This is a genomic window from Nocardia sp. NPDC006982 (assembly GCF_042869435.1).
Classification (GTDB): domain Bacteria; phylum Actinomycetota; class Actinomycetes; order Mycobacteriales; family Mycobacteriaceae; genus Nocardia.
Genome location: NZ_JBIAFV010000002.1, coordinates 720,560 through 744,773, shown reverse-complemented (window position 1 = coordinate 744,773; position 24,214 = coordinate 720,560). Strand labels below are relative to the sequence as shown.

At 65.5% G+C, this 24,214-nt stretch carries 22 protein-coding genes and 2 tRNA genes; 12 read left to right on the top strand and 12 right to left on the bottom strand.

Annotation, left to right across the window (positions count from 1 at the left end):
- The first annotated feature begins 112 nt into the window (after window positions 1-112).
- From ACFYOW_RS12305 to pknB, 6 genes are read left to right on the top strand one after another with little or no spacing between them, the layout of a single operon-like run.
- Window positions 113-580: an FHA domain-containing protein gene (locus tag ACFYOW_RS12305; protein ID WP_014980860.1), complete on the top strand. Its 468-nt coding sequence runs from the start codon at window positions 113-115 to the stop codon at window positions 578-580.
- Window positions 577-2,061 (top strand): protein phosphatase 2C domain-containing protein, encoded by a 1,485-nt coding sequence (locus ACFYOW_RS12300; RefSeq protein ID WP_387287110.1) that lies wholly within the window; start codon window positions 577-579, stop codon window positions 2,059-2,061. Before ACFYOW_RS12305 ends, ACFYOW_RS12300 begins: the two co-directional genes overlap by 4 nt.
- A complete protein-coding gene (locus tag ACFYOW_RS12295) occupies window positions 2,061-3,536 on the top strand; it encodes an FtsW/RodA/SpoVE family cell cycle protein (RefSeq protein WP_387287108.1) in 1,476 nt (491 codons plus the stop codon). Before ACFYOW_RS12300 ends, ACFYOW_RS12295 begins: the two co-directional genes overlap by 1 nt.
- Window positions 3,533-4,999, top strand: coding sequence for a peptidoglycan D,D-transpeptidase FtsI family protein (locus ACFYOW_RS12290; RefSeq protein ID WP_387287106.1), 1,467 nt, complete (start codon window positions 3,533-3,535; stop codon window positions 4,997-4,999). The genes ACFYOW_RS12295 and ACFYOW_RS12290 overlap by 4 nt, the downstream gene beginning before the upstream one ends.
- A gap of 38 nt (window positions 5,000-5,037) precedes the next feature.
- Window positions 5,038-6,558, top strand: a complete 1,521-nt coding sequence (locus ACFYOW_RS12285; RefSeq protein WP_387287104.1) for a protein kinase — start codon at window positions 5,038-5,040, stop codon at window positions 6,556-6,558.
- On the top strand, window positions 6,555-8,459 hold the full coding sequence (gene pknB / locus ACFYOW_RS12280) for a Stk1 family PASTA domain-containing Ser/Thr kinase (protein ID WP_387287102.1): 1,905 nt from the start codon (window positions 6,555-6,557) through the stop codon (window positions 8,457-8,459). Before ACFYOW_RS12285 ends, pknB begins: the two co-directional genes overlap by 4 nt.
- 70 nt (window positions 8,460-8,529) lie before the next feature.
- Here pknB and ACFYOW_RS12275 read toward each other — a convergent pair whose 3' ends face one another.
- Window positions 8,530-9,648: a dihydrofolate reductase family protein gene (locus tag ACFYOW_RS12275; protein ID WP_387287100.1), complete on the bottom strand. Its 1,119-nt coding sequence runs from the start codon at window positions 9,646-9,648 to the stop codon at window positions 8,530-8,532.
- On the bottom strand, window positions 9,645-10,289 hold the full coding sequence (locus tag ACFYOW_RS12270) for an aminodeoxychorismate/anthranilate synthase component II (RefSeq protein WP_387287098.1): 645 nt from the start codon (window positions 10,287-10,289) through the stop codon (window positions 9,645-9,647). Before ACFYOW_RS12270 ends, ACFYOW_RS12275 begins: the two co-directional genes overlap by 4 nt.
- A 205-nt stretch (window positions 10,290-10,494) precedes the next feature.
- Between ACFYOW_RS12270 and crgA the strand changes: the two genes are divergently transcribed.
- A complete protein-coding gene (gene crgA / locus ACFYOW_RS12265) occupies window positions 10,495-10,758 on the top strand; it encodes a cell division protein CrgA (protein WP_063044162.1) in 264 nt (87 codons plus the stop codon).
- 194 nt (window positions 10,759-10,952) lie between these two features.
- A complete protein-coding gene (locus ACFYOW_RS12260; RefSeq protein WP_387287505.1) occupies window positions 10,953-11,354 on the top strand; it encodes a PH domain-containing protein in 402 nt (133 codons plus the stop codon).
- Window positions 11,355-11,398: 44 nt separating this feature from the next.
- Here ACFYOW_RS12260 and ACFYOW_RS12255 read toward each other — a convergent pair whose 3' ends face one another.
- Window positions 11,399-12,268, bottom strand: coding sequence for a rhomboid family intramembrane serine protease (locus ACFYOW_RS12255; protein WP_387287096.1), 870 nt, complete (start codon window positions 12,266-12,268; stop codon window positions 11,399-11,401).
- A gap of 4 nt (window positions 12,269-12,272) precedes the next feature.
- Window positions 12,273-12,800 carry a peptidylprolyl isomerase gene (locus ACFYOW_RS12250; RefSeq protein ID WP_387287094.1) on the bottom strand — a complete coding sequence of 176 codons (528 nt, stop codon included), beginning with the start codon at window positions 12,798-12,800 and terminating at the stop codon, window positions 12,273-12,275.
- A 105-nt stretch (window positions 12,801-12,905) separates the two neighbouring features.
- On the opposite strand from ACFYOW_RS12250, the gene ACFYOW_RS12245 reads away from it, so the two are divergent.
- Window positions 12,906-13,118: a hypothetical protein gene (locus ACFYOW_RS12245; protein ID WP_364474058.1), complete on the top strand. Its 213-nt coding sequence runs from the start codon at window positions 12,906-12,908 to the stop codon at window positions 13,116-13,118.
- A gap of 18 nt (window positions 13,119-13,136) precedes the next feature.
- Here the strand turns inward: ACFYOW_RS12245 and ACFYOW_RS12240 are convergent, their stop codons facing one another.
- From ACFYOW_RS12240 to ACFYOW_RS12230, 3 genes are all read right to left on the bottom strand, one after another.
- Window positions 13,137-13,955, bottom strand: a complete 819-nt coding sequence (locus ACFYOW_RS12240) for an ABC transporter permease (protein ID WP_063044165.1) — start codon at window positions 13,953-13,955, stop codon at window positions 13,137-13,139.
- Window positions 13,956-13,984: 29 nt separating this feature from the next.
- Complete coding sequence (locus tag ACFYOW_RS12235; RefSeq protein WP_387287092.1) at window positions 13,985-14,992, bottom strand: ATP-binding cassette domain-containing protein; 1,008 nt, start codon at window positions 14,990-14,992, stop codon at window positions 13,985-13,987.
- Window positions 14,993-15,708: 716 nt separating this feature from the next.
- The gene (locus ACFYOW_RS12230; protein ID WP_387287090.1) at window positions 15,709-16,650 is read right to left on the bottom strand and encodes an acyl-CoA dehydrogenase family protein; all 942 of its coding nucleotides are present in this window, start codon (window positions 16,648-16,650) and stop codon (window positions 15,709-15,711) included.
- A 154-nt stretch (window positions 16,651-16,804) separates the two neighbouring features.
- Here ACFYOW_RS12230 and ACFYOW_RS12225 point away from each other — a divergent pair, with 154 nt between their 5' ends.
- The 3 genes from ACFYOW_RS12225 to ACFYOW_RS12215 all read left to right on the top strand — a co-directional run bounded on the left by ACFYOW_RS12225 (window position 16,805) and on the right by ACFYOW_RS12215 (window position 19,872).
- On the top strand, window positions 16,805-17,515 hold the full coding sequence (locus ACFYOW_RS12225; protein ID WP_387287088.1) for a YoaK family protein: 711 nt from the start codon (window positions 16,805-16,807) through the stop codon (window positions 17,513-17,515).
- A gap of 40 nt (window positions 17,516-17,555) precedes the next feature.
- Window positions 17,556-18,611 carry a hypothetical protein gene (locus ACFYOW_RS12220; RefSeq protein WP_387287086.1) on the top strand — a complete coding sequence of 352 codons (1,056 nt, stop codon included), beginning with the start codon at window positions 17,556-17,558 and terminating at the stop codon, window positions 18,609-18,611.
- Window positions 18,612-18,906: 295 nt separating this feature from the next.
- Window positions 18,907-19,872 (top strand): hypothetical protein, encoded by a 966-nt coding sequence (locus tag ACFYOW_RS12215; protein WP_387287085.1) that lies wholly within the window; start codon window positions 18,907-18,909, stop codon window positions 19,870-19,872.
- A gap of 191 nt (window positions 19,873-20,063) precedes the next feature.
- Here ACFYOW_RS12215 and ACFYOW_RS12210 read toward each other — a convergent pair.
- From ACFYOW_RS12210 to gyrA, 5 genes are all read right to left on the bottom strand, one after another.
- Window positions 20,064-20,136: transfer RNA gene (locus ACFYOW_RS12210), tRNA-Ala, on the bottom strand.
- Between the two features lie 24 nt (window positions 20,137-20,160).
- Window positions 20,161-20,268 carry a DLW-39 family protein gene (locus ACFYOW_RS12205; protein ID WP_218007666.1) on the bottom strand — a complete coding sequence of 36 codons (108 nt, stop codon included), beginning with the start codon at window positions 20,266-20,268 and terminating at the stop codon, window positions 20,161-20,163.
- 29 nt (window positions 20,269-20,297) lie between these two features.
- Window positions 20,298-20,371, bottom strand: a tRNA-Ile gene (locus ACFYOW_RS12200).
- Window positions 20,372-20,507: 136 nt separating this feature from the next.
- A complete protein-coding gene (locus ACFYOW_RS12195) occupies window positions 20,508-21,452 on the bottom strand; it encodes a DUF3566 domain-containing protein (RefSeq protein ID WP_387287503.1) in 945 nt (314 codons plus the stop codon).
- Between the two features lie 198 nt (window positions 21,453-21,650).
- Complete coding sequence (gene gyrA / locus ACFYOW_RS12190) at window positions 21,651-24,173, bottom strand: DNA gyrase subunit A (protein ID WP_063044161.1); 2,523 nt, start codon at window positions 24,171-24,173, stop codon at window positions 21,651-21,653.
- Between the last annotated feature and the right edge of the window lie 41 nt (window positions 24,174-24,214).

Genomic DNA, 24,214 nt, shown 5'->3' with positions numbered 1-24,214 from the left:
CTGCCAACACACGCGCGTCGCCAGGACCGGGGCTCGCGAAACCAGCAGGCCGGTGGGGGCGAACTCGCACCTACGGCACCGACGTACACGGTCGAACAGGAGGTGGAGCGCCGTGCAGGGACTGATCCTGCAATTGACCCGTGCGGGGTTCCTGCTGCTGTTGTGGTTATTCGTGTGGGCGGTGTTGCGCACCCTGCGCAGCGACATCTACGCGGCATCCGGCATCCGGATCCAGCCCAGGGCCGCACGCGGTTCCGCGGTGCTGCCGTCTTTCAGCCGAGGCCAGAAGGGCGCCAAATTTCTTGTGGTGACTCAAGGTTCACTCGCCGGCACTCGCATCTCGCTCGGCACCCAACCGGTGCTGATCGGACGTGCGGACGACTCAACGCTGGTACTCACCGATGATTACGCCTCGACCAGACATGCGCGGCTCTCGCCGCGCGGTGACGACTGGTACGTCGAAGACCTCGGCTCGACGAACGGCACCTACCTCGACCGCGCGAAAGTCACCACCGCAGTCCGAGTTCCACTCGGAACCCCCGTCCGTGTCGGCAAAACAGTGATCGAGCTGCGATCGTGACACTTGTTCTCCGCTACGCAGCGCGCAGCGACCGCGGTCTTGTCCGAGGCAACAACGAGGACTCCGTCTATGCGGGCGCACGGCTGCTCGCACTAGCCGATGGTATGGGCGGCCACGCCGCAGGCGAGGTGGCGTCGCAATTGATGATCGCCGCGCTCGCCCATCTCGACGACGACGAGCCCGGCGACGATCTGCTCGGCAAGCTCAACACCGCCGTCCACGAGGGCAATGGCGCCATCGCCGATCACGTCGAGGAAGAGCCCGAACTCGACGGCATGGGCACCACGCTCACCGCAATCCTGTTCGCGGGCAAGAAACTCGGCCTGGTCCACATCGGCGACTCGCGCGCCTATCTGCTGCGCGGCGGCGAGCTGGCCCAGATCACCCGCGACGACACCTTCGTCCAGTCGCTGGTCGACGAGGGCCGGATCACGCCCGAGCAGGCGCATACCCATCCGCAGCGCTCGCTGATCATGCGCGCCCTCACCGGCAACGAGATCGAGCCGACGCTGATCATGCGCGAGGCCTGGGCCGGCGATCGCTATCTGCTGTGCTCCGACGGACTCTCCGATGTGGTCAGCGATGAGACCATCGCCAACACCATGCGCGAGGGCAGCACCGACGAATGTGCAGATCGTCTCATCGAACTCGCCTTGCGCAGCGGTGGCCCGGACAACGTCACCGTGGTCGTCGCCGATGTCATCGATCTGGACTACGGGCAGAGCCACCCGATCGTGGCGGGCGCGGCCTCGGGTCAGGACGAGGACTCCCCACCGCCGAATACCGCCGCCGGTCGGGCCGCCGCGATGCGTCCGCCGCGGGCCGAACCACGCCGGGCCGCCGCCACACCGGAGACCCCGCCGCAGAGCAAATCGCACAAGTTGCGCTGGATCCTGCTCGCGGTCGCCCTGGTGCTGGCCGCGGCGGTCGGATTGCTGGTCGGCTACAACATGATTCGCAGCAACTACTACGTCGGCGCGGATAACGACAAGGTCGTCATCATGCGCGGGCTGCCGGGTTCGGTGCTGGGTTATTCGATCCACGAGGTCGAGACGATCGGCTGTGTCGACCCGACCGGCGCCCTCACCCTGAAGCAGCCGGGCGAGACGCTGCCGCCGAAGTGCAAGGCGTTCAAGGTTTCCGATCTCAAGCAGACCGGACACGACCAGGTGGACAAGGGGCTGCCGCCGGGTTCGCTGGACGAGGCGCGCAAGCAGATGCAGATGCTGGCGCGCAACGAGCTGCTGCCCATCTGCCCGACCAAGGAGTCGGTGCCGCAGCCCGGCGTCGTGCCGCCGAGCGAGGCGCCCACGCAGCCCGGGGTCCCCGCGCCGACGACGGTCGCCCCGACCACCGAGAACCGGCCGCCCGCGACCGAACCGCAGCCGAGTGAGACCAAGACCCCCGACGCCAAGACCCCGACGGCGACGACGTCGCCGAACCCCCAGACGGCGGGGGAGCCTTGCCGGGTGACGGACTGATGTCCGCTCCGGCACCGCCGTCCGCTGGGGCCTTTCCCAGTCCGCCCGGCGGATTCGCGCCAGCGCCGCCACCGTCGACGAAGCGCAATGCCGAACTCGTATTGCTCGCCGGTGCGACGGGCATCGTCACCGTTTCGCTGTTTCTGGTCGAGGCGAGTCAGGAACAATCGGTCACCTGGGATATCGCCAAGTACGGTCTCGCCTATCTGGCCCTGTTCGCGGTCGCGCATCTCGCGGTGCGCCGCTTCGCACCGTTCGCCGATCCACTGCTCTTACCGATCGCCGCGCTGCTCAACGGACTCGGCCTGGTGCTGATCCATCGGCTCGATCTCGCCGATGGGCAGACCGCCGCTTACAACTCGTGGCCGATCCCCTCCCCCGACGCCAATCAACAGATCCTGTGGACGGGTCTGGGGATGATCATCTTCATCGCGATCCTGGTAGTGCTGAGCGATTACCGCACGCTGGCCAAATACAGCTACACCCTAGGCTTGACAGGCCTTGTCGCGCTGGCGATTCCGGCACTGCTGCCCGGCGCGTATTCGGAGACCAACGGCTCCAAGATCTGGATCAGGCTGCCCGGATTGAGTGTGCAGCCGGGTGAGTTCGCGAAGATCCTGCTGATCATCTTCTTCGCCTCGGTGCTGGTCGCCAAGCGCGATCTGTTCACCGCGGCCGGTCGGCATTTCCTCGGTATGGAGTTCCCGCGTGCCCGCGACCTCGGACCGATTCTGGTGGTCTGGATCGTCTGCATCGGCGTGCTGGTCTTCGAAAAGGACCTCGGCACTTCGCTGTTGATCTTCAGCACGGTGCTGGTGATGCTCTACATCGCGACCGAGCGGGTCGGCTGGCTCGTCATCGGCGGCGTGCTGCTGACCATCGGATTCTTCTTCGCCTATCAGGCCTTCAGCCATGTCCGGGTGCGCACTCAGACCTGGCTGCACCCGTTCGCGGATTACAACAACACCGGCTACCAGATCTCGCAGTCGCTGTTCGGCCTGGCCACCGGTGGATTGGCGGGCACCGGCCTCGGCAGCGGACGGCCCTCGCAGGTGCCCTTCGCCAAGACCGACTTCATCATCACCACCATCGGCGAGGAACTCGGACTGTTCGGACTGGCCGCGGTGCTGCTGCTGTTCCTGGTGTTCGTGGTGCGCGGCCTGCGGACCGCGCTCGCCGTGCGCGACAGCTTCGGCAAGCTGCTGGCCGCCGGGTTGTCGTTCACCATCGCGATCCAGCTGTTCGTGGTGGTCGGTGGTGTCACCAAACTGATTCCGCTGACCGGTCTCACCACCCCGTTCATGTCCTACGGCGGTTCGTCGCTGCTGGCCAACTACGCGCTGCTGGCATTGCTGATCAAGGTCTCCGACGCGGCACGTGCCCCGGCGCCGGTGCGCAAGAAGGATCCGGTGGCCCCGATCTCGGATGCGACCACCGAGCTTCTGCGCAAACCGGAAGCGAGGCCGCAGGAATGAACACGCCGCTACGACGAGTTGCGGTCGCGGTGATGCTCATGATCGTCGCCCTGCTGCTCAACGCCACCTATGTGCAGGTGATCAAGGCCGACGACTACCGAACCGATCCACGCAACTCACGCGTGCTGCTCGACGAATACGCCCGCCAGCGCGGACAGATCTCCGCGGGCGGCACCGTGCTGGCCAGTTCGGTCTCCACCGACGACCGCTACAAGTACCTGCGCACCTACCCCACCGATCCGGAGGCGTACGCACCGGCCACCGGCTTCTACTCGATGCAGTACGGCAGCACGGGCCTGGAGCGCGCCGAGGATACGGTGCTCAACGGTTCGGACAATTCGCTGTTCGGACGCCGCCTGATCGATATGATCTCCGGTCGTGATCCGCGCGGCGGCAATGTGCTCACCACGCTGGATCCGATGATGCAGCAGGTCGCCTACGAACAGCTGACCGCCAAGGGCTACACGGGTTCCGTGGTGGCGATCGAGCCGAGTACCGGCAAGATTCTCACCATGGTGTCCACCCCCAGCTACGACCCGAACCTGTTGTCCGGGCACGATGGCGCCCAGGGCACCAAGTCTTGGGAAGAGCTGAGTGCGGACCAGCGCCAACCCATGTTGAATCGTGCTGTGTCGCAGACCTATCCGCCGGGCTCCACCTTCAAGGTGGTCGTCACCGCCGCCGCGTTGGCCAACGGCACCGCAACCCCGGACGACCAGTTCACCGCCGCGCCGAACATCACGTTGCCGGGGACGAACACGACGCTGGAGAACTACAACGGCACCACCTGCGGCAGCGGCCCCACCGCAACGCTCACCGAGGCGTTCCGCAGATCCTGCAATACCGCATTCGTCGAACTCGGTCTCAAGGTCGGCTCGTCCAACCTCAAGGACGAGGCCGCCGCATTCGGCATCGGTGCGCACCGCGGTATCCCGATTCCGGTGGCGGAGAGCACTGTCGGCACGATTCCGGACAATGCCGCACTGGCCCAGAGCAGCATCGGCCAGCGCGATGTCGCGCTCACCCCACTGGACAACGCGGTCATCGCCGCGACCGTCGCCAACGGCGGCGTCCGCATGGAGCCGTACCTGGTCGACCAACTGCAGGGACCCGATCTGAGCGAGCTCTCGAAAAATAAACCGGTCTCGGTCGGCCAAGCTGTCAGCGCCCAGGTAGCGTCGACGCTGACCAACCTGATGATCGCGTCGGAGGACAACACCGTCGGACACGGCCAGACCCGGTATCAAATCGCCTCTAAGACCGGAACCGCCGAACACGGAAGCAATCCGCGCAATACGCCACCACACGCCTGGTACATCGCCTTCGCGCCCGCGCAGAACCCCAAGATCGCCATCGCGGTGATCGTGGAGAACGGCGGCGACCGGGCGTTGGCCGCCACTGGTGGCTCGGTGGCCGCGCCGATTGCCCGCGCGGTGCTGGACGCCGGTTTGCGAGGGCGCTGAGAGATTATGAACGTGCGAGTGGATGTACGGGGGCCGGGATGCTGAACAACGGTGCGATGATCGCTGACCGATATCGCCTGCAACGCCTGATCGCCACGGGCGGTATGGGGCAGGTCTGGGAGGCGCTCGACACCCGACTGGACCGCCGGGTCGCGGTGAAGGTGCTCAAGTCGGAGTTCTCGGCCGACCCGACCTTCCGGCACCGGTTCCGCAGTGAGGCCAAGACCACGGCCCAGCTGAATCACCCGGGTATCGCCGGAATCTATGACTACGGCGAGACCATGGATCCCAGCGGCGGGGAAACCGCCTATCTGGTCATGGAATTGGTGCAGGGCGAACCGCTCAATACGGTGCTGAACCGGCTCGGGCGGCTTTCGGTGGCCCAGGGTCTGGACATGCTGGAGCAGACCGGTCGCGCACTCGAGGTCGCGCACGCTGCCGGCGTCGTGCACCGCGACGTCAAGCCGGGCAATATCCTCGTCACGCCGACCGGTCAGGTGAAGATCACCGACTTCGGCATCGCAAAGGCCGTCGACGCTTCCCCAGTCACCAAGACCGGAATGGTGATGGGCACCGCCCAATACATCGCGCCCGAGCAGGCGGTCGGCGAGGACGCGACCGCGGCCAGTGATGTGTACGCACTCGGTGTGGTCGGCTATGAGGCATTGGCCGGGCAGCGGCCGTTCAGCGGCGACGGCGCGATCACCGTCGCGATGAAACATGTCCGCGAGGCCCCGCCGCCGATGCCGTCCGATCTGCCGCCCAATGTGCGCGAGCTGATCGAGATCACCATGGGCAAGGATCCGGCCCTGCGCTATGCCAGCGGCGGCGAATTCGCCGACGCCGTCGCTGCCGTGCGCGCCGGACGGCGTCCACCACCGCCGGTCACCACCGCAGGACCGACGGCAACCGGTGCGACCCGGGTGCTGCCGCCGGGCCCGACCGTGATTCTGCCGTCGCATGACCACGATGGCCCGACAGTCCGGTACAACACCCCGGCCACGCCGATGGGTGTCGGCGGCGTTGCTTCGACCAGACAGTCGCCCGTAGGCGCGCCCAGGACCGTGATGAGTTCCGGCGCCACCCGCACCAGCCCAGGGCCCGGTCCGGAGACCTCGAAGTTCACCACCGGCCAGAAGGTCGGCGCTGCCGTGGCTGTCGGCGCGGTGCTGCTCGTCGGACTCGTTTTGTGGCTGCTCTTCGGCGGCGATACCAATCCGGATACCGTGCGCCCGGTCACCACCACCACGAAGGTCGCGCCGCCGACGACGACAACGCCGCCGACGACCACGACCGAGGCGCCGACGACCGTCGTCACCACGACCAGACCGGCCCCGCCGCCGCCGCCGACCCAGGAACCGACGACGACAACGCAGCCGCCGACCACAACGCCGACTACCACAGCGCCGAGTACGACGAAGTCGTCGAAGACGACGAGTCCGTCCACCACCACAAGAGGCTCGTGGTTCCCTACGCTCGATTTACCATTTCCGGATAGTCCCGGTGCCCGAGGACCCTCGGCCACTCCAGGCGCTGCTACTCCGCAAGGACAACCATGACGACCCCGAAGAATCTCTCCTCCCGCTACGAGCTGGGTGAGATCATCGGGTTCGGCGGCATGTCCGAAGTCCACAAGGCGCGCGATCTTCGGCTCAGCCGGGACGTCGCGATCAAGGTGTTGCGTGCCGACCTGGCCCGCGACCCGACGTTCTACCTGCGCTTCAAGCGCGAGGCGCAGAACGCCGCCGCACTGAACCATCCGGCCATCGTCGCGGTCTACGACACCGGCGAGGCGGAGGTGGACGGCGGCCCGCTGCCGTACATCGTGATGGAGTACGTCGACGGTGACACGCTGCGTGACATCGTGCGCGGTAAGGGTCCGATACCGCCGCGCCGGGCCATGGAGGTCGTCGCCGACGTCTGCGCCGCACTGGATTTCAGCCATAAGGCCGGAATCGTGCACCGCGATATGAAGCCGGCCAACATCATGATCAACCGGGCCGGGGCGGTGAAGGTGATGGACTTCGGCATCGCGCGCGCGATCGCCGACAGCTCCAACCCGATGACCCAGACCGCGGCCGTTATCGGTACCGCGCAATATCTTTCGCCCGAGCAGGCGCGCGGTGAGACCGTCGACGCCCGCTCGGATGTCTATTCCGTCGGCTGTGTGCTGTTCGAAATCCTCACCGGCGAGCCACCTTTCACCGGTGACTCGCCGATCGCCGTTGCCTACCAGCACGTCCGGGAGGATCCGCGGCTGCCATCGCATGTCCACAACGGAGTGCCGCGCGAGCTGGATTCCGTCGTGCTCAAGGCGATGAGCAAGAATCCGGCCAACCGGTACCAGTCGGCCGCCGAGATGCGTGCCGATCTGATCCGGGTGCTCGGCGGCCAGAAGCCCAGCGCGCCGATGGTGATGACCGATGAGGACCGCACGACCATCCTCGGCTCGAACGAACCTGGGCCGCGCAACTTCCGCACGGTCGAACGCAATGACGACACCGCCGAGCAGGAACCCGCCGAACCGGCGAGTCCACGCCGCAATCTCTATATCGCGCTCGGCGCCGCCGCGGCGGTCATCGTTGCGTTCGCCCTGTTCTGGGTTTTGATCGGACCGGGCGCGCGCCCGGATCAGGTCGCCATACCCGACCTTTCGAACAAATCCGCGCAACAGGCCCAGGACTCGCTGCAGAAGCTCGGCTTCGCGGTCGCCATCCAGCAGAAGGCGAATAACACGGTCGCCACCGGCAATGTCATCTCCACCCAGCCGCTCGGCGGTTCCCGGGTCGACAAGGGCAGCACGATCACCGTGCAGGTCTCGTCCGGACCGGCGCAGGTGCAGATACCTCGGCTCGACGGCATGACCCAGGAGCAGGCCGAACAGCAGCTCAACGCCAGCGGATTGCGGATGGATCCGAATGTGCAGCGCAAGCCGTCGAGTGCGCAGGAGACGGACAAGGTGATCGGCACCGATCCCTCGGCGGGCTCGCGCGTCGATGTCGACAAGTCTATCGTCGTGATCCTCGGCTCCGGACCGGAGCAGATCCGGGTACCGAATTTGGTCGGTCAGGACATCAGCGTCGCGCAGCCGAATCTGGTGGACAGCGCCGGTTTCAAGATCAACATTCAGGAGGTGCCGTCCTCGAAGCCCAAGGGCGAGGTGCTCTCGACCAACCCGGCGGGCGGCGCGAGCGCGGACAAAGGGTCGACGGTCACCGTGCAGGTCTCCAGCGGCGACATCGTCATGCCGAGCCTGGTCGGCCTGACCACGGCGCAGGCGGTGGACAAGCTGCGGCAGGCGGGTTGGACCGGCACATCGGCACAGATCAGCCAGACCACCCAGGGCACCTTCGATACCAACAGCGTCGGCCGGGTCGTCAGCCAGCAGCCCGCGGCCGGATCGGCGATCGCGAAGAACGGAACAGTGTCGATCACCACCTACGTCCTCGGTCCGCCGTAAGGGCAGCCAACCTGGCGACAATCAGTTCAGCGAATTCGTCACCGCGGTCTACGGCGGGCCGTGACGCCGATCAGGAAAGATCCAGGTGGCGATTCATCGACATCGCCGCCTCGGCCAGCTCCGCCAACTCGACCACCTCGACGCCGTGCTGCCGCAATTGCTCCACCCCGACGCAGTTGGTCACGAAGGTCGTCGGTTCCCGCCAGGCGATGACGACGCGCGGAATCCCGGCCCGCAGAATGCGGTCGGTGCACGGCAGCCGGGTCGCGGTGGCGCGCTGGGAACACGGTTCCAGGGTGCTGTAGATCGTCGCTCGCGCCAGCCGAGGATCGTCCGCGTCGAGCTTGTCGAGTGCGGACTCCTCGGCATGGACCTTCTCATCGGTCTCGCGCGAGTAGCCGGTCGAGATTTCGACGCCGTCGGCCACGATGACCGCACCGACCGAGAACGCGGTCGGACTGGGTGGACACAGCCGCGCCAGCTCGATTGCCCGGCGCATGAATCGCATATCGGTCTGTTCCTCGGACTCGCGCGGCAGGTAGCGCAGCAATGCGATATCGCCGATCCGAGTGACATCGGCCAGGTGCATTCGGCGGGCCGGGTAGCTCGCGGGGCCGAGAAAGCGCGGCGCCGCGGCATGTCCGACGACGATCGGCGCGACCGCCATCTGCAATTCGTCGGCCAGGTCCGCCGCGAGGAACTGCGTGTGGATGCGGGTGCCGCCCTCGACCATGAGCCGGGCGATGCCGCGACGACCGAGATCGTCGAGCAATGCTGCGAGGTCGATATCGGCACCGAGCGGGACCACCTCCGCCAGACCTGCCAACCGATCGCCGAGCTTCGCCGCACCGGTGTGTGTGGTGTAGACGAGTTTGTCACCGCCGTGGTGCCAGAACCGCAGCGCGGGATCCAGATCACCGCGTGCGCTAACGGCGATCTTCAACGGGTACTCCGGTTTTCCGGCCGCGATGCGCGCGGCCCGGCGGTCCGCACTGTTGACCAGCAACCGTGGATTGTCGCGCCGCAGCGTCTGCGCACCGATCAGGATCGCGTCGGACTCGGCACGCACCTGATCCACCCGATCGAAATCCGCGGCATTGGACAGCTTCAGCCGCTCCTGGCTCGCATCGTCGATATATCCGTCGACACTGACCGCGACGGACAGCAGCACATAGGGCCGACGCGTCACTGGGTCACCAGTGCCGCGACCTCCGCCTCCAGCATCTCCACCAGTCCCTCGGACGGGCGCTCGCCGCATACCTCCAGCCAGTTCGCCAACATCCGGTGCCCGCCCTGGGTCAGCACCGATTCGGGGTGGAACTGCACGCCGTGAATCGGCAGGCTCCGATGCCGCATGGCCATCACGATCCCGGACTCGGTGCGCCCGATCACCTCGATATCCGCGGGCAGTGTGTCCTCGAGGACGGTGAGCGAGTGGTATCGGGTCGCGGTGAACGGGTCGGGCAGACCGGCCAGCACACCCGCGCCGAGATGGAAGACCGAGCTGGTCTTGCCGTGCAGCAGCTCAGGCGCGCGAGTCACGGTGCCGCCGAACGCCTCTCCGATGGCCTGATGGCCCAGGCACACCCCGAGCAGCGGAATGCTGTGCCTGGCGCACGCATGCACCAGATCGATGCTCGCACCCGCCCGATCCGGAGTGCCAGGTCCCGGGCTGATGAGAATGCCGTCGTATTCGGTGACGACCGCGTCCAGATCGGCCAACTTCGCGTCGTCATTGCGCCAGACCACGGCCTCGGCACCCAACTGGCCGAGGTACTGCACCAGGTTGAACACGAAGCTGTCGTAGTTGTCGACGACCAGTACACGCATGCTGACGAGATTACGTGGCGACCCGGCGGACCGTCGCCCGCATTACCAGTTGGGATAGCCTAGAGGCAGACCGGAGGGGACCTGAGCCCTCACCCGGACCGTCTCGGCCCCCGCCGGATCGGGTTCTGTGGTGCGCGAGCTCGGCCATAATTCAACCGAATCCCGCCCGCCGGTACCCGACCTGAACGCCGAACACGAGGACGACATGCCCAAGTCGAAGGTCCGCAAGAAGACCGACTACACGATCAATCCCGCCAGCCGCACGCCGGTGAAGGTGAAGGCGGGGCCGTCCCCGGTCTGGTACGTCGTGATCATGCTCGGCTTCATGCTGGCCGGGCTGGTCTGGTTGCTCGTCTACTACTTGGCCAACGACAAGATCTCCTGGATGGCGGATCTCGGGGCGTGGAACTTCCTGATCGGCTTCGGTCTGATGGTCATCGGCCTGATCATGACCATGCGGTGGCGGTGACCTGGCTCAGTAGCTGGCCTTTTCGAGCGACCTGCAAGCGGTCGCTACGGCAAGGATTACAGACGTGTCATTCATGCACACCTGTGGATAACCGTGTGGACAACTCGAGGAACGATTGGGGAAAGTGACACGTGGATCCCGAATCCGATTCGACTGATCCGCTTCCCGAACCACGCACCACCTGGACCACACCGATGGCCGCTCTCATTGCGGTCACCATCGGCGGTTTGGTGCTGGCCGGTGCCGCCATCCTCGCCAAGGATGGGCCGAGTCGGCTGCTGATCGGATTGGCGGCGGTCGGCCTGCTGGCGTTGGCCGGCCTCGGATTCCGACAGCGCCCGCGCCTGAGCATCACCGCCGATCCACAGCCGCGACTGGTAGTCCGCACTCTTACCGGGCCGACCGAGTACACCCGCGATCAGATCATGCGGGCCCGAGTCGTCGGCTATCGCCGCCTCGGCCGCAAGAATCCCATGCTCGAAATCGACGTCGAGCACCACGGCGACGAACGGCTGCTGATCTTCGGCCGCTGGGACCTCGGCACCAGCCCGGACGAGGTCTTCGAGACCCTTGTTGCGCACGGACTGGCGCAGTAGCCGCGCGCCGAATGCCCGCGGCGGCAACGTTTCACGTGAAGCATCTACCGCAGTGATATCGCCGCGGCGACGATCACCGCGAGTGCCGCCACGGCGACGGCGGCAACCGCAGCCCACCCGATCAGTCGCGCATTCTCCTGGGATTTCGCGCGCAACCATTCGGGCAGGAACAGAATGCCGAGCGCGGCAAGGGTGCCCGCGGCGAGTCCGCCGAGGTGTCCGGCCAATGAGATACCGGGCAGCGAGAAGCTGATGAAGACGTTGATGCCGATGAGGATCAACATCTGATTCGGATTCTGCCGCACCCGGATCAGGATCACGGTGATCGCGCCGAACAGTCCGTACACCGCACATGATGCGCCCGCGGTGAGGCTGTCCCTGGCGAAAACCATCACGGCGGCCGCACCGCCGAGCAATGACACCAGGTAGACCACCAGATAGCGCACCCGCCCGAGCACCGGCTCGATACTGCGGCCGACCACGTACAGCGCGAACATATTGAGCAGCAGGTGGATCGGACCATAGTGCAGGAAGCCGGAGCCGATCAGCCGCACGTACTGACCGTGCGCGACCGCGGGCGGATAGAGCACCCAGTCGACGTACAGCGCGGAATGCCCGGTGTTCTCCACCAGACTCTTCGATTGGCCCGCGGTGACCGCGAAGACGATCGTGTTCAGCGCGATGAGCATATAGGTGACATACGGAATCGGGGTCCGCACGGTCTGCGCACCGGCCACGGTTCGCACCGGACGGACCTCACGCTGCCCCTGACGGACACAGTCGACACAGTGCTGTCCGACCGCCGCGGGTCGCAGGCATTCCGGACAGGCAGGCCGCCCGCACCGAGTGCAGGCCAGGCCCGTAGGACGATTGGGGTGGCGGACGCACGTCGGTGCGGGCGGTTGAGCGTTCATCGGATTATTCGATAGTGATCTTGGAGATGGTGACGGCTTCCTTGGGACGGTCGTTGCGATCGGTCGGCGTGGTCGCGATGGCATCGACGACCTTGCGCGAATCGGGGTCGACGACCTCCCCGAAGATGGTGTGCTTGCGGTTCAGATGCGGCTGTGAACCGACGGTGATGAAGAACTGCGAACCATTGGTGCCCGGTCCCGCATTCGCCATCGCCAGCAGGTAGCCGCGATCGAAGCGCAGCTCCGGGTGGAATTCGTCGCCGAATTCGTAGCCGGGTCCACCGCGTCCGGTGCCGGTCGGGTCACCACCTTGAATCATGAACCCGTCGATCACCCGGTGGAAACTCACGCCGTCGTAGAACGGGCCGGAGGTGCCGCCGCTGGCGTTCTCCGTCTTGTACGGTGCCGATCCGTCGGCCAGGCCGAGGAAGTTCCGCACCGTCTTCGGGGCGTGGTTACCGAAGAGCGAGATCTTGATATCGCCGTGGTTGGTGTGCAACGTGGCCATGGCGGTCTGATTCGGTGAGGTCACGCCGCCCATCGTGCCACGATCCTCGCGATCTTCGCCGCACCGGGCCGGGTGCGGCTGTGATCTGGGATTACTGCGCGATGCGCGGGTATGTGCCACAGTTGTCGAATGACCTTGGGGCGCCTACTCACCTCCGCACGTTCTCGTAACCGTCTGATCGCCGCGGTCGTCGTCGCGCTGGCCGGTGGCGTGGCCTGGTTGGTCCGCAGCAAGCGTCCACAACCGCCGGAACCGGCGCCGGCGCCGCCGCGAATCGGCTACTCCCGCAACGGTTCCGCGCCGACCCCCTTGGCGGGCGCCGGCGCGGACAACGGTCGCTGACTCCCGCTCCTGTCCCGGTCAGCGGCTGACGGTGCGCTTGTACTGCCGCAGCGCGAGCGGGATGAACACCAGCAGTATGATCGCCACCCACGCCAGCGTGGTCGCCACCGGATGCTGCATGGACCAGGCGTCCGATTTCGGTGCCATCGGACTGGTATTGCCGAACAGATCGCGGGTCGCCTGGGTGACCGCCGAAACCGGATTCCATTCGGCGAATACCCGCAGCGCTGTCGGCAGATTCTCGAGCGGCACAAAGGTATTGGCCAGGAATGTCAGCGGGAAGATCACCATGAAGCTGGCGTTGTTGAAGACCTCGGGCGCGCGGACCAGCAGGCCGACCACGGCCATGATCCAGGAGATCGCGTACGCGAACAGCAGCAACAGCACATAGGCCAGCACCGCGTCGAGCAGTGATCCGCGAATCCGCCAGCCGACGACATAACCGGTCAGCGACATCACCACCAGGCTGACCACATTGATCACCACATCGCTGATGGTTCGCCCGACCAGCACGGCCGACGGCGCCATCGGCAGCGAACGGAACCGGTCGATAATGCCCTTCTGCATATCCTCGGCCAGGCCCAATCCGGTGAACGTCGCGCCGAACACCACCGACTGCGCGAAGATGCCCGCGATCAGGAACTCCCGGTAACCGCCCGACATGCCGGGCACCTCGATCGCCGAGCCGAAGATATAGGCGAAAAGCAGCACGAACATGATCGGCGACAGCGTCGAGAAGATCAGCACGTCGGGTACGCGCTTGATCTTGATGACATTGCGCTTGGCGATGGTCAAGCTGTCGGTGCAGACGATGGTGAGACGTTCGCCGAGCGGCATGCGGGTTCTGGTGTCCACGGTCGCCGCGGTCATCGCTTGGGTCCTTCCGTTGCTTCGAGCCGATCCGCGGGCTTGGCGCCATTGCCGTTGATCAACTCCTCGGCCTCGTGACCGGTGAGCGTGAGGAAGACATCATCCAGTGAGGGACGACGCAGCCCGACATCGTGAATCTGCACATTGTGGGTGCTCAGCCTGCCGATGGCATCGACGAGCGCCTGCGATCCGTCACTGACCGGAACGGTGATCCGGCGCAGTCCGGGTTCCAGATGGATCTCCCCGTCCGCCAAGCCCTTCAGTGCCTCCTGGGCGGTCGCGAGATTGTCGGCGTGGTCGACGGTGAGTTCGATGCGGTCGCCGCCGACCAGGGTCTTGAGTTCATCCGCGGTACCGCGGGCGATCACCTTGCCGTGGTCGATCACCGCGATGGCGTCGGCCAGTCTGTCGGCCTCCTCCATGTATTGCGTGGTGAGCAAGAGGGTGGTTCCCCCGGCGACCAGTTCCTCGATGACATCCCAGAGGTCGAGGCGCGCACGCGGATCGAGTCCGGTGGTCGGCTCGTCGAGGAAGAGCACCGGTGGATTGGCCACCAGTGCGCCGGCCAGGTCGAGCCGTCGGCGCATGCCGCCCGAATAGCCCTTGACCGGTCGATCGGCGGCATCGCTCAGTCGGAAGCGCTCCAGCAATTCCCGCGCCCGCTCCTTACTGCGCTGCACGCCCATGTGATAGAGGCGGCCGACCATCTCCAGGTTTTCGAATCCGGTGAGATATTCGTCGACGGCGGCGTATTGCCCGGACGCGCCGATGCGTGAGCGCAGAGCCTGTGGATTGCGGAGCACGTCGATGCCCGCGACGGTCGCGCGGCCGGCATCCGGAATGAGCAGGGTGGTGAGCACCCGGACCGTGGTGGTTTTGCCCGCACCGTTGGGTCCGAGCAATGCGGTGACGGTACCCTCGGGCACCGCCAAGTCGAGTCCGTCGAGAGCGACCAACTGGCCGTATCGTTTGACCAGCCCCTCGGCGACGATTGCGTCGGGCATGATTCTCCTGAGGTTCGCTCGCTCCGGGCGAGGTGACCATTACCCGAGTCAGTATTGCCCTGTGCACCGACAATTTCCGGTGATTTTTCGTCGACCTGGGCTTTACCAGCGATCGATGGTCGCGAACCGCCATCGAACACAAAACGGTCGCATCCCGTTCCGGGCGGTGCTCGGGGGTGCCGGATCGGGATGCGACCGATTTCGATCCTGCCGCTCGATCCCCGTCCGATCGCGCGTAGCGCACTACCCGATTCGGACCCGGCCGGTACTCGGGGTGCCGCGGGCCCGACATGCCCGTGCCCCAACGACACGCGGCAAATCCGACCGAATCTGCCGTCCGGTCGATGACCCCAAGGAGCGATTCCGGACGCACAGCAACCGGTCGGCATGGTTTTCACTTTCACATCGCCCGCGTAGTGAGATCACACTCAGGTCGTAAATCCCTGCGCGACAACATTTTTGACAACAGTCACCGAACCGGCAAACAGGCCGGCAACCGACCGGTCCGGCTACCTGGGCGGCGTCCGCGCCCGGCGCAGGTGAGCCGTCCCGAAAAATCTTGAAAAGTGGTGATCCCCACGCACACACAATCCCGGAACATCGCGTAGGATCATTCACGTCGGCCCCTCCCCCCCGGGCCGACCTTACGCGGGCCTCGGCTAACTCCCCCCCTTCGCCGAGGCCCGCTCCCCGTTTCCGGGGCAGGTCAGCCCCGCTCAGCTATCTGTCGGCACCACCGGATTCTCGACCATGCCCACCGATAGCCAGGCCGCCGTCAACCGTTGCGCCCGTACCTTTCCGGCGGTCGCCAGCAACCGACGATCCCGCTCCCACCGCTCGCGAACGACCCGATCGGCCTGTGCCCACAGCGGCTCCAGTTCGGTCAGCACCTGTTCGAAGTACGCGTACGCACCACCCAGTGCGATGTGCCCGCCCGGTGAGGCCGGCCGATCCATATCGAGACCACGTACGAAGGCCACCGCGGCGAGTAACCGCTGCAGCGTCGCCCGCGGCCAACCGGACTCGCGCCCGACCCGCACCAACCAGCCGAGGGTGGCCGCGAGCACATGGACGTCCTCGATGGTGCGGAACGGTTTGAGGTAATCCGAGTACCCGTCGCCGGCCAGCGGCTCGGCCGCGGCATCGGTGAATGTCACCGAGGCGTGTGGGATTTCGGGTGCGAAAGGTACCGCGGGCAGATTCGTCACATCGACGCCGGGCTGTGCGGCATCGACGAGCACCGCGCGCAGCCGGTTGCGCCCGTCGACCGCCGTGCCCGCGCTGGCGATCACCAACATCCGCCGCGCGTGTATCCCCAATGTGGTGAAGGTCTTGGTGCCGTTCACCCGCCAGCCGCGGTCGGTCTCGGTCACCTCGGTCGCGATCGCGGACGGATGCGCGCCACCGGCCTCGGTCGCGGAAACCGCGACCAGCTCATCGGCCGGGAGGTCGGGCAGCAACGCACGCAGCGCCTGCTGATATCCGGACAGAAATGCGAAACCCAGTCGGTCCGCACCGAATCCACCGGCGATCGCTATATCGATCGTGTTGTCGAACCGCTCGGCGGCCGCCCGATGCCGCGTCCACGCATCGGTGATCGACGCGAGCGGTGTCGGATCGAGCGCCTCGGTCAGCAGATAATCGAACACAGAGTCCACTCGTGCACGCTAACCGAGAATCGTCGCGCCGCTCGCACCCAGGAAGGCGGCGACTACCCCGCAATCCTTATCCGGAACGCGGCGATGCGACAGCAGAATCTCAGGATCGCCAGGTATCACTGACTCGTCATACCCCTCGTGAGGAGCCTGACCAGTGACGAAACCGGATCTCGCGCGCCGAAGGGCGCTGTACGACGCCGAGGCACGACTGTCCTGGGTGCTCGCCGCACTGGCCGGTCTCATCGGAGCCGCGGCCTTCATGCATACCGAGGGCTACTTCGTCACGTTCATGACCGGCAATACCGAACGCGCCGTCCTCGGCTACTTCCACGACGAACCCGATATCGCCGTCGCCGCGGCGCTGCTCATGCTCTCGTTCCTCGCCGGCGTCGTGGTGGCCTCCTGGTGTCGCACGCACTACTGGTCCGGCCATCCGCACGGCCCGACCCTGCTCACCACGCTCAGCCTCGCCGTGGCATCCCTGCTGGACGGCATCATCTACTGGGCGACGAGCGCCACCAATATCGACCTCATCCCGATCCTGTTCGTCGCCTTCGGGGTCGGCGCACTCAACACCTCGTTCGTCAAGAACGGCGAGGTTTCGATACCTCTGAGCTACGTCACCGGCACCCTCGTCAAAATGGGCCAGGGCATCGAACGCCATATCAGCGGCGGCGATTACGCCGACTGGCTCGGCTACTTCCTGCTCTATGCCGCCTTCTGCGCGGGCGCACTGCTAGGCGGATTGCTGAGCCTGATCGTCGCGGGTTGGGCCATGCTCATCACCGCCACCGTGGTGTGCCTGATCACTACCTGCTTCACCTACCTGCACCTGGACCGCCACGGCCCGCCCACGACGAGCTGACCCACGTGCGCGCCGTCGAGGCGACGGATACGGTTGTCCGGTGGGGAGTTTCGAGGATCCAACGCCGGATCACCTTGCGGCACTTGCACAACACAGCACCTGGGCCGAAATCCGACCGCTATTGCGGCCGATTCTGCGTCCGACGACCTACAAACAGGCCGCACTCGACAACCTGCTGCACCGCTGGCCCGAGGCCGCCGAGATCGACACCCGGTTCGTCAGCCGCCCGGCCTTCCCGTTCGTCGACGAATTGGTCGCGATCGACCTGCCGAACACGCGAACAGTCATCAACTACTCGACCATGGCGCTCTGGCCTGTTTCGGCCGACGAGGTCTTCACCGCGGCCCGCGAAAATCTGGAAGCCATTGCGCAGCCGCATGATCCGCGCGGCAATGCCATCCTCACCCGCACCGATCGCGACGGCAGCGCATACCTCACCTCCTGGCCGCTCGCCCCGGGTTGGTTGGCGAGCTTCAGTCAGCGCTACGCCAGCCGCCGCCCCGTAGTCTTCATGCCCGATATCGACACACTGATCGTGGTCCCCGATATCCCACACCTGCTCGCCCGCATCTACCGCCAGGTCGAGCAACAGTATGTGGATGCACGCCAACGCCTCTCGCCGCAGGGCTACACCCTCGACGAGGACGACACCGTCGTTCCTTTCGATCGCGCAGGCCGACACGAACAACACCAGGCTGCCGTCCGCGCCGGATACCGCCTTGCCATGTGGGAGTATGCCGTCCAGGCCCACTGGCTCAACCAGGCGCTCGAACGCGACCTCGAATTCACCCGATACGACCTGAAGATGGCCATCGTCGGCGATATGAAGCCGGCGGGCACCGACACCCACCCCTACACCTACACCGTCTGGGGCCAAGGCGTCGACTACCTGCTCCCCGCCGCCGACTACATCATGTTCGCCGGCACCGACGCCGCCGACAACGCCGTTCCCATCTGCACCGTCCCGCTCACCGCGGCCCTCGAAATAACCGGCCTCACACCGATTCCCGGCATGTCCCCCATTCGCTTCGAAGCTCGCTTCTGGCCTGACGAAACGATGCTCACCCAGTTGAAGCAGGCCTCGGTCGCCCTGTGAATCAGGCCGGGACCCGGCCCGCATATCCGAACCCCCACGGCGAACCCGTGCGAAGATGGCACATCGCTCGAACCGCACGACCTTGCACGATGCAGGCCTAGTCGATTACGCGCAGAGCTTCAAGCGTTGGCCGTCCACCCACTCGGGCGCGACGCCGGCCCCATGGACGCAGCGACCACCACATTGGCGTCACTCAAAGCTGTTGATCAGCAAGAGATTTCGTTATGTCAAAGGGACGCCGAGGCCGAAGCCGTTCGAACCTGGAAAGGATGCATGAACAAGCGATGCCTTCCCGGTGCCGATCTCGGTGATCTGCGAATTGCTCGGCGTGCCGGACGCGGACAAGGACGAATTCCGAGCCTGGTCGGCCATCCTCGTCGACGACTCTGCCGATATCGAGAAGCGCACCAGCGCCTGCCTGAGCTTCTTCACCTACCTGACGGACCTGATCGCGGAGCGCAGCGAACACCCCCTCGACGACCTGCTGTCGGAACTCATCGTCGCGAAAGACGACGATGACCGACTCGACCAGCAAGAGCTCATCTCCATGCTGTTCCTGCTGCTGACCGCTCTGGCCCGCATGGAAGCAACCATCGCCGTCACCCGTCTACTGGCCCGCATCCCAGCGATGTCACTCGACGTACCGGCCACCGACCTGACGTGGCGCAAGAGCCTCCTCATCCGAGGTCTGACCCCCTCCCCGTCCACCTCTCGACCACCACCGAGATCGCTACCGAAACCGCAAAGTTTTCCGACACAGCGGACCCGACCGCCCTGTGGACCGAACCCGACAACCTGGGCAAGCCACAGTTTTCAACGGTCTAGCCAGCCCCAGTCGGCCCCTTGGTGGCATCCTGCCCCACGCAACCACAACCGGCGGGCAGGCGAGCCAGATGTGACCCATCGATTAGACAATGCCGCGTCGAGCACTGCGGACAGTGAGAACATTGTGGAGGCTCGATTTCATCGAAGTGGAGGACCTCTTGAACCGTGCCATGCTGAGTGCACTTGCCGCCGGGACGATTTCGCTGACGATCGGTCTGCCGTCGGCGACAGCGGCGGCGTCCCCAGACGGGCTTGCGCCGGAATCCACACCGACCACCCGAACCGAGGTGACAGCTCCTTTCGATCCCATCTGCCCCCTCTGTTTCCTGCGCGAATTGCTCGAAAGCGGCTCCAGTCACCCGTAACGATCTCGTCGACCGTACGGCCGCCAGGGGCGCACTCCGACAGTCCACCGGTTGCGGCATCTGAAGGGTGAGCGAGGTGCAGGGGCCGGGCGAGCGAGCCAAGTGAGAGGACCCAGAGCTGGGCACGCCGTCCGGAGAGGCGAACCAGAAGTGGGGTCCGGGGGCGGAAGCCCCTCCGGGTGGGGGTGTGGGGCTTCGCCCCACAAAATACGCGGAACAAACAAAGGCGAGCGCTCTCCGCGAGCACTCGCCTCCCAGTTTGTGGAGCCTAGGGGAATCGAACCCCTAACCCCTGCCTTGCAAAGGCAGTGCTCTGCCAATTGAGCTAAGGCCCCGAATCCCTACTGTCCGAGGACAGTTCAGCGGGTGGTGACTTCGTGCCACAGGTCCGCATCGTCACGCTTGCGCAGCTTGGTGATTCCGATGAGAACCGCGACCACGACACCGACCGTGAGAAGAATTTTCATGATTCCCACCCTACTGTGATGTTCGGGAGTGGGCCTAGGAGGACTTGAACCTCCGACCTCTTCGTTATCAGCGAAGCGCTCTAACCGCCTGAGCTATAGGCCCCTATTTCCTGTTCGGATTACCCGCCGGAGCTGCTAACCGAACCGAGGCACGAGATTACCTTACCCGCCCGCCGAAGACCAAAACGGCCGGTCACCGCCCTGCGCGAGGACAGCGACCGGCCGCGTGGACACCGCTTCTAGTCGGGGTCGGCCAGGGTCACCTGGATGCCGCCGACGAGGTCACAGCACTGGTTGTAGATGAAGACGCCGACGGTCGCCAATGCAGTGAAAAGCACCACATTGATCAGCCCGATGACGCCCGCGTAGCCGAATACCGAACCGGCATCGACCAACCCGACCGAGCCGCTGTCGGAGGAGACCATATCGGTGAAGGTGCTGTTGAGCCGCTCCCACACACCCATGCCCTCGAGCACGATGTAGAGCAGACCGACCGCGAGCATCCACACGAAGAACATGGCCACGCTGATCACCAGCGAGATCTTCAGGGTCGACCAGGGGTCGATCCGGCGGATCTGCACCGTAGCCCGCAATGGCTCACCGGAGGCGACGGCCGCCGCGACGGCGACCGGAACCGCGGGCGAGACCGGTACCGACTGCGGGCCCGGGGTTTCGACGGGCAGCGGGTGCCGGATGTCGGACAGGTCCGGCATGTCCTTGATCAATTCCGGGCGGGCGATGCTGCGGGTCGGTCCGTCGATGCCGACGGACTTCACCATCGCCGCTTCCTTGCGTGCCGCCTTGGCCGCGAGGTCCGCGGTGGTGCGGGCATTGCCGCCACCGAGACCGCCGCCGCCACCGAGGCCACCACCAGCACCACTGCCGCCGCCGCTGAGCCCGCCACCGCCGAGCCCACCGCCGGTGGAATTCGGGCGACCGGTCACCGGCGACTGTCCGGGGCGATACAGGTTCGACTGTGGCTCCCGCTGCGGCAGCTGCGACCAGCCCTCCTGGAAGGGCGACTGGCCGCCGCCGTTCGATGCCGAGCGGTCGCCCGCTTCCGGCGCGGCCGGCTCGCCTGGGTTACCCGGCCGAGCCGCCCGCTGATCGAATGCCTCATGCCCGTCCGCACCCGAGCTCGGCTCCGGCGCTTTGAACGCGACTTCGCCTTGCTTGCTGTGCATTTCGTGCGGCTGGGCCCCTCCCTGCGGGCCACTCGGCTGGCCGTTCTCGGCCGATGCGACCGGCCGTGGGATCGGCCGCGGCGGAATCGGTGACGGTGCGATCCGTTCGGTTACACCGTTCGTCTGGTGCCGCTCGTCGTTCGGCTGATTCGTGGTCAATGGGAATCCTTAGATCCGTTCGTTGCCGCCGCTGTGGGGTTACTGCTCAGAGGAACCGGTGTCGCCGTCTCCGCCGACGAGCGAATCAGGATCTGGTTCGTCGGCATTGCGCGCGATAGCAAGCAACGTATCGCCATCGGCGAGGTTCATCAATCGCACGCCCTTGGTCTGTCGTCCAGCCTTACGAACCTGCTTCGCCGCCGTCCGGATAACACCACCGCCGGACGTGATCGCATACAACTCATCCTCGTCGTCGACGATGAGCGCACCGACCAGGGTGCCACGCTTGGTGTCGTATTGGATAGTCAATACGCCTTTACCGCCGCGACCCTGCGGGGTGTACTCCTCGATCGCGGTCCGCTTGGCATAACCGCCGGAGGTCGCGACGAGCAGATAGGTGTCGGCGCGAACCACATTGAGCGACAACAGTTCATCGTCGGCATTGAACCGCATGCCCTGCACACCGGAGGTGGCGCGGCCCATCGGACGCAGTGCCTCATCGGTGGCGGAGAAGCGGATCGACTGGCCGCGCGCCGAAACCAGCAGCAGATCGTCATCGGCCGAGCACAGCACGGCGCCGACCAATTCGTCGTCGTCGCGCAGGTTCACCGCGACAATGCCGCCGCTGCGGTTGGAGTCGAAATCGGACAGCTTCGACTTCTTGACCAGGCCGTTCTTCGTGGCGAGTACCAGATAGGGCGCATCTTCGTAGCCCTTGATCTGGATGATCTGGGCGATCTTCTCATCCGGCTGGAAGGCCAGCAGATTCGCGACATGCTGACCGCGCGCGGTCCGGCTGGCTTCGGGCAGTTCGTAGGCCTTGGCCCGGTACACCCGGCCCTTATTGGTGAAGAACAGCAGCCAGTCGTGCGTGGAGCTGATGAAGAAGTGCTTGACGATGTCGTCCTGCTTGAGACCCGCGCCCTGCACGCCCTTGCCACCGCGCTTCTGGCTGCGGTACAGGTCGGTCTTGGTGCGCTTGGCGTAACCGGTCTCGGTGACGGTGACGACCACATCCTCGCGGGCGATGAGATCCTCATCGGCCATATCGCCGTCATTGGCCACGATCTTGGTGCGCCGCTCGTCGCCGTACTTCTCGACGATCTCGGCCAGCTCGTCGCGCACGATCGCGCGCTGGCGCTCCGGCTTCTCGAGAATGTCCTTGAGGTCGGCGATTTCGGCCTCGATCTTGGCCAACTCGTCGACGATCTTCTGCCGCTCCAGGGCGGACAGCCTGCGCAACTGCATATCGAGGATGGCGGTGGCCTGGATCTCGTCGATATCCAGCAACTGCATCAGGCCGGTGCGCGCGGTGTCGGTATTGGCCGAACGCCGGATCAGCGCGATGACCTCGTCCAGCGCGTCCAGCGCCTTGACCAGACCGCGCAGGATGTGGGCGCGCTCCTCGGCCTTGCGCAGCAAGTACCTGGTACGCCGGACGATGACTTCCAACTGATGCTCGACGTAGAGCCGGATCATCTGATCCAGGCGCAGCGTGCGCGGCACGCCGTCGACGATCGAGAGCATGTTGGCGCCGAAGCTGGTCTGCAGCTGGGTGTGCTTGTAGAGGTTGTTCAGCACCACCTTGGCAACGGCGTCGCGCTTGATGGTGACCACGATCCGCATACCCGCGCGGTCCGAGGACTCGTCGTGGATATCGGAGATGCCGGCGATCTTGCCGTCCTTCACCTGCTCCGCGATGGAGTTGATGAAGTTGTCGGTGTTGACCTGGTACGGCAGCTCGGTGATGACGATCGTGGTGCGGCCGCGGTTGTCCTCCTCGATCTCGACCACACCGCGCATCCGGATCGAGCCGCGACCGGTGGTGTAGGCATCCTGGATGCCCTGATTACCGACGATGAGGCCGTAGGTCGGGAAGTCCGGACCCTTGACCCGCTCCATACAGGCCGCCAGCGTCGCCTCTTCGTCGGCGTCGTAGTTCTCCAGCGCCCAGTAGATCGCCTCGGCCAACTCGTTGAGGTTGTGCGGCGGGATATTGGTCGCCATACCGACCGCGATGCCGTTGCTGCCGTTCATCAACAGGTTGGGCACGCGGCTGGGGAGAACGGTCGGCTCCTGTGAGCGACCGTCGTAGTTCGGCGTGAAATCGACCGTCTCGTGGTCGATTTCGCGCAGCAGTTCCATGGCCAGCGGGGTCAGGCGGCATTCGGTGTACCGCATGGCTGCCGCGCCGTCATTGCCGCGGGAACCGAAGTTGCCCTGACCGTCGACCAGCGGATAGCGCAGCGACCACGGCTGGGCCATGCGGACCAGGGTGTCGTAGATCGACGCGTCACCGTGCGGGTGGTAGTTACCCATGGTCTCGGCGACCGGGCGGGCGGACTTCACATAGCCACGGTCGGGCCGGTAGCCGTTGTCGTACATCGCGTAGAGCACGCGGCGATGCACCGGCTTGAGGCCGTCGCGGACGTCGGGCAGCGCGCGGCCCACGATCACGCTCATCGCGTAATCGATGTAGCTGCTCTGCATTTCGTTCTGGATATCGACCGGTTCGATCCGGTCACCCGCTCCGCCGTTGGGTGGCAGCGTGGTTTCAGTCATCTAAAAGTCTCCTTTGGTACCGGACGTGGAATTGCGCGTCA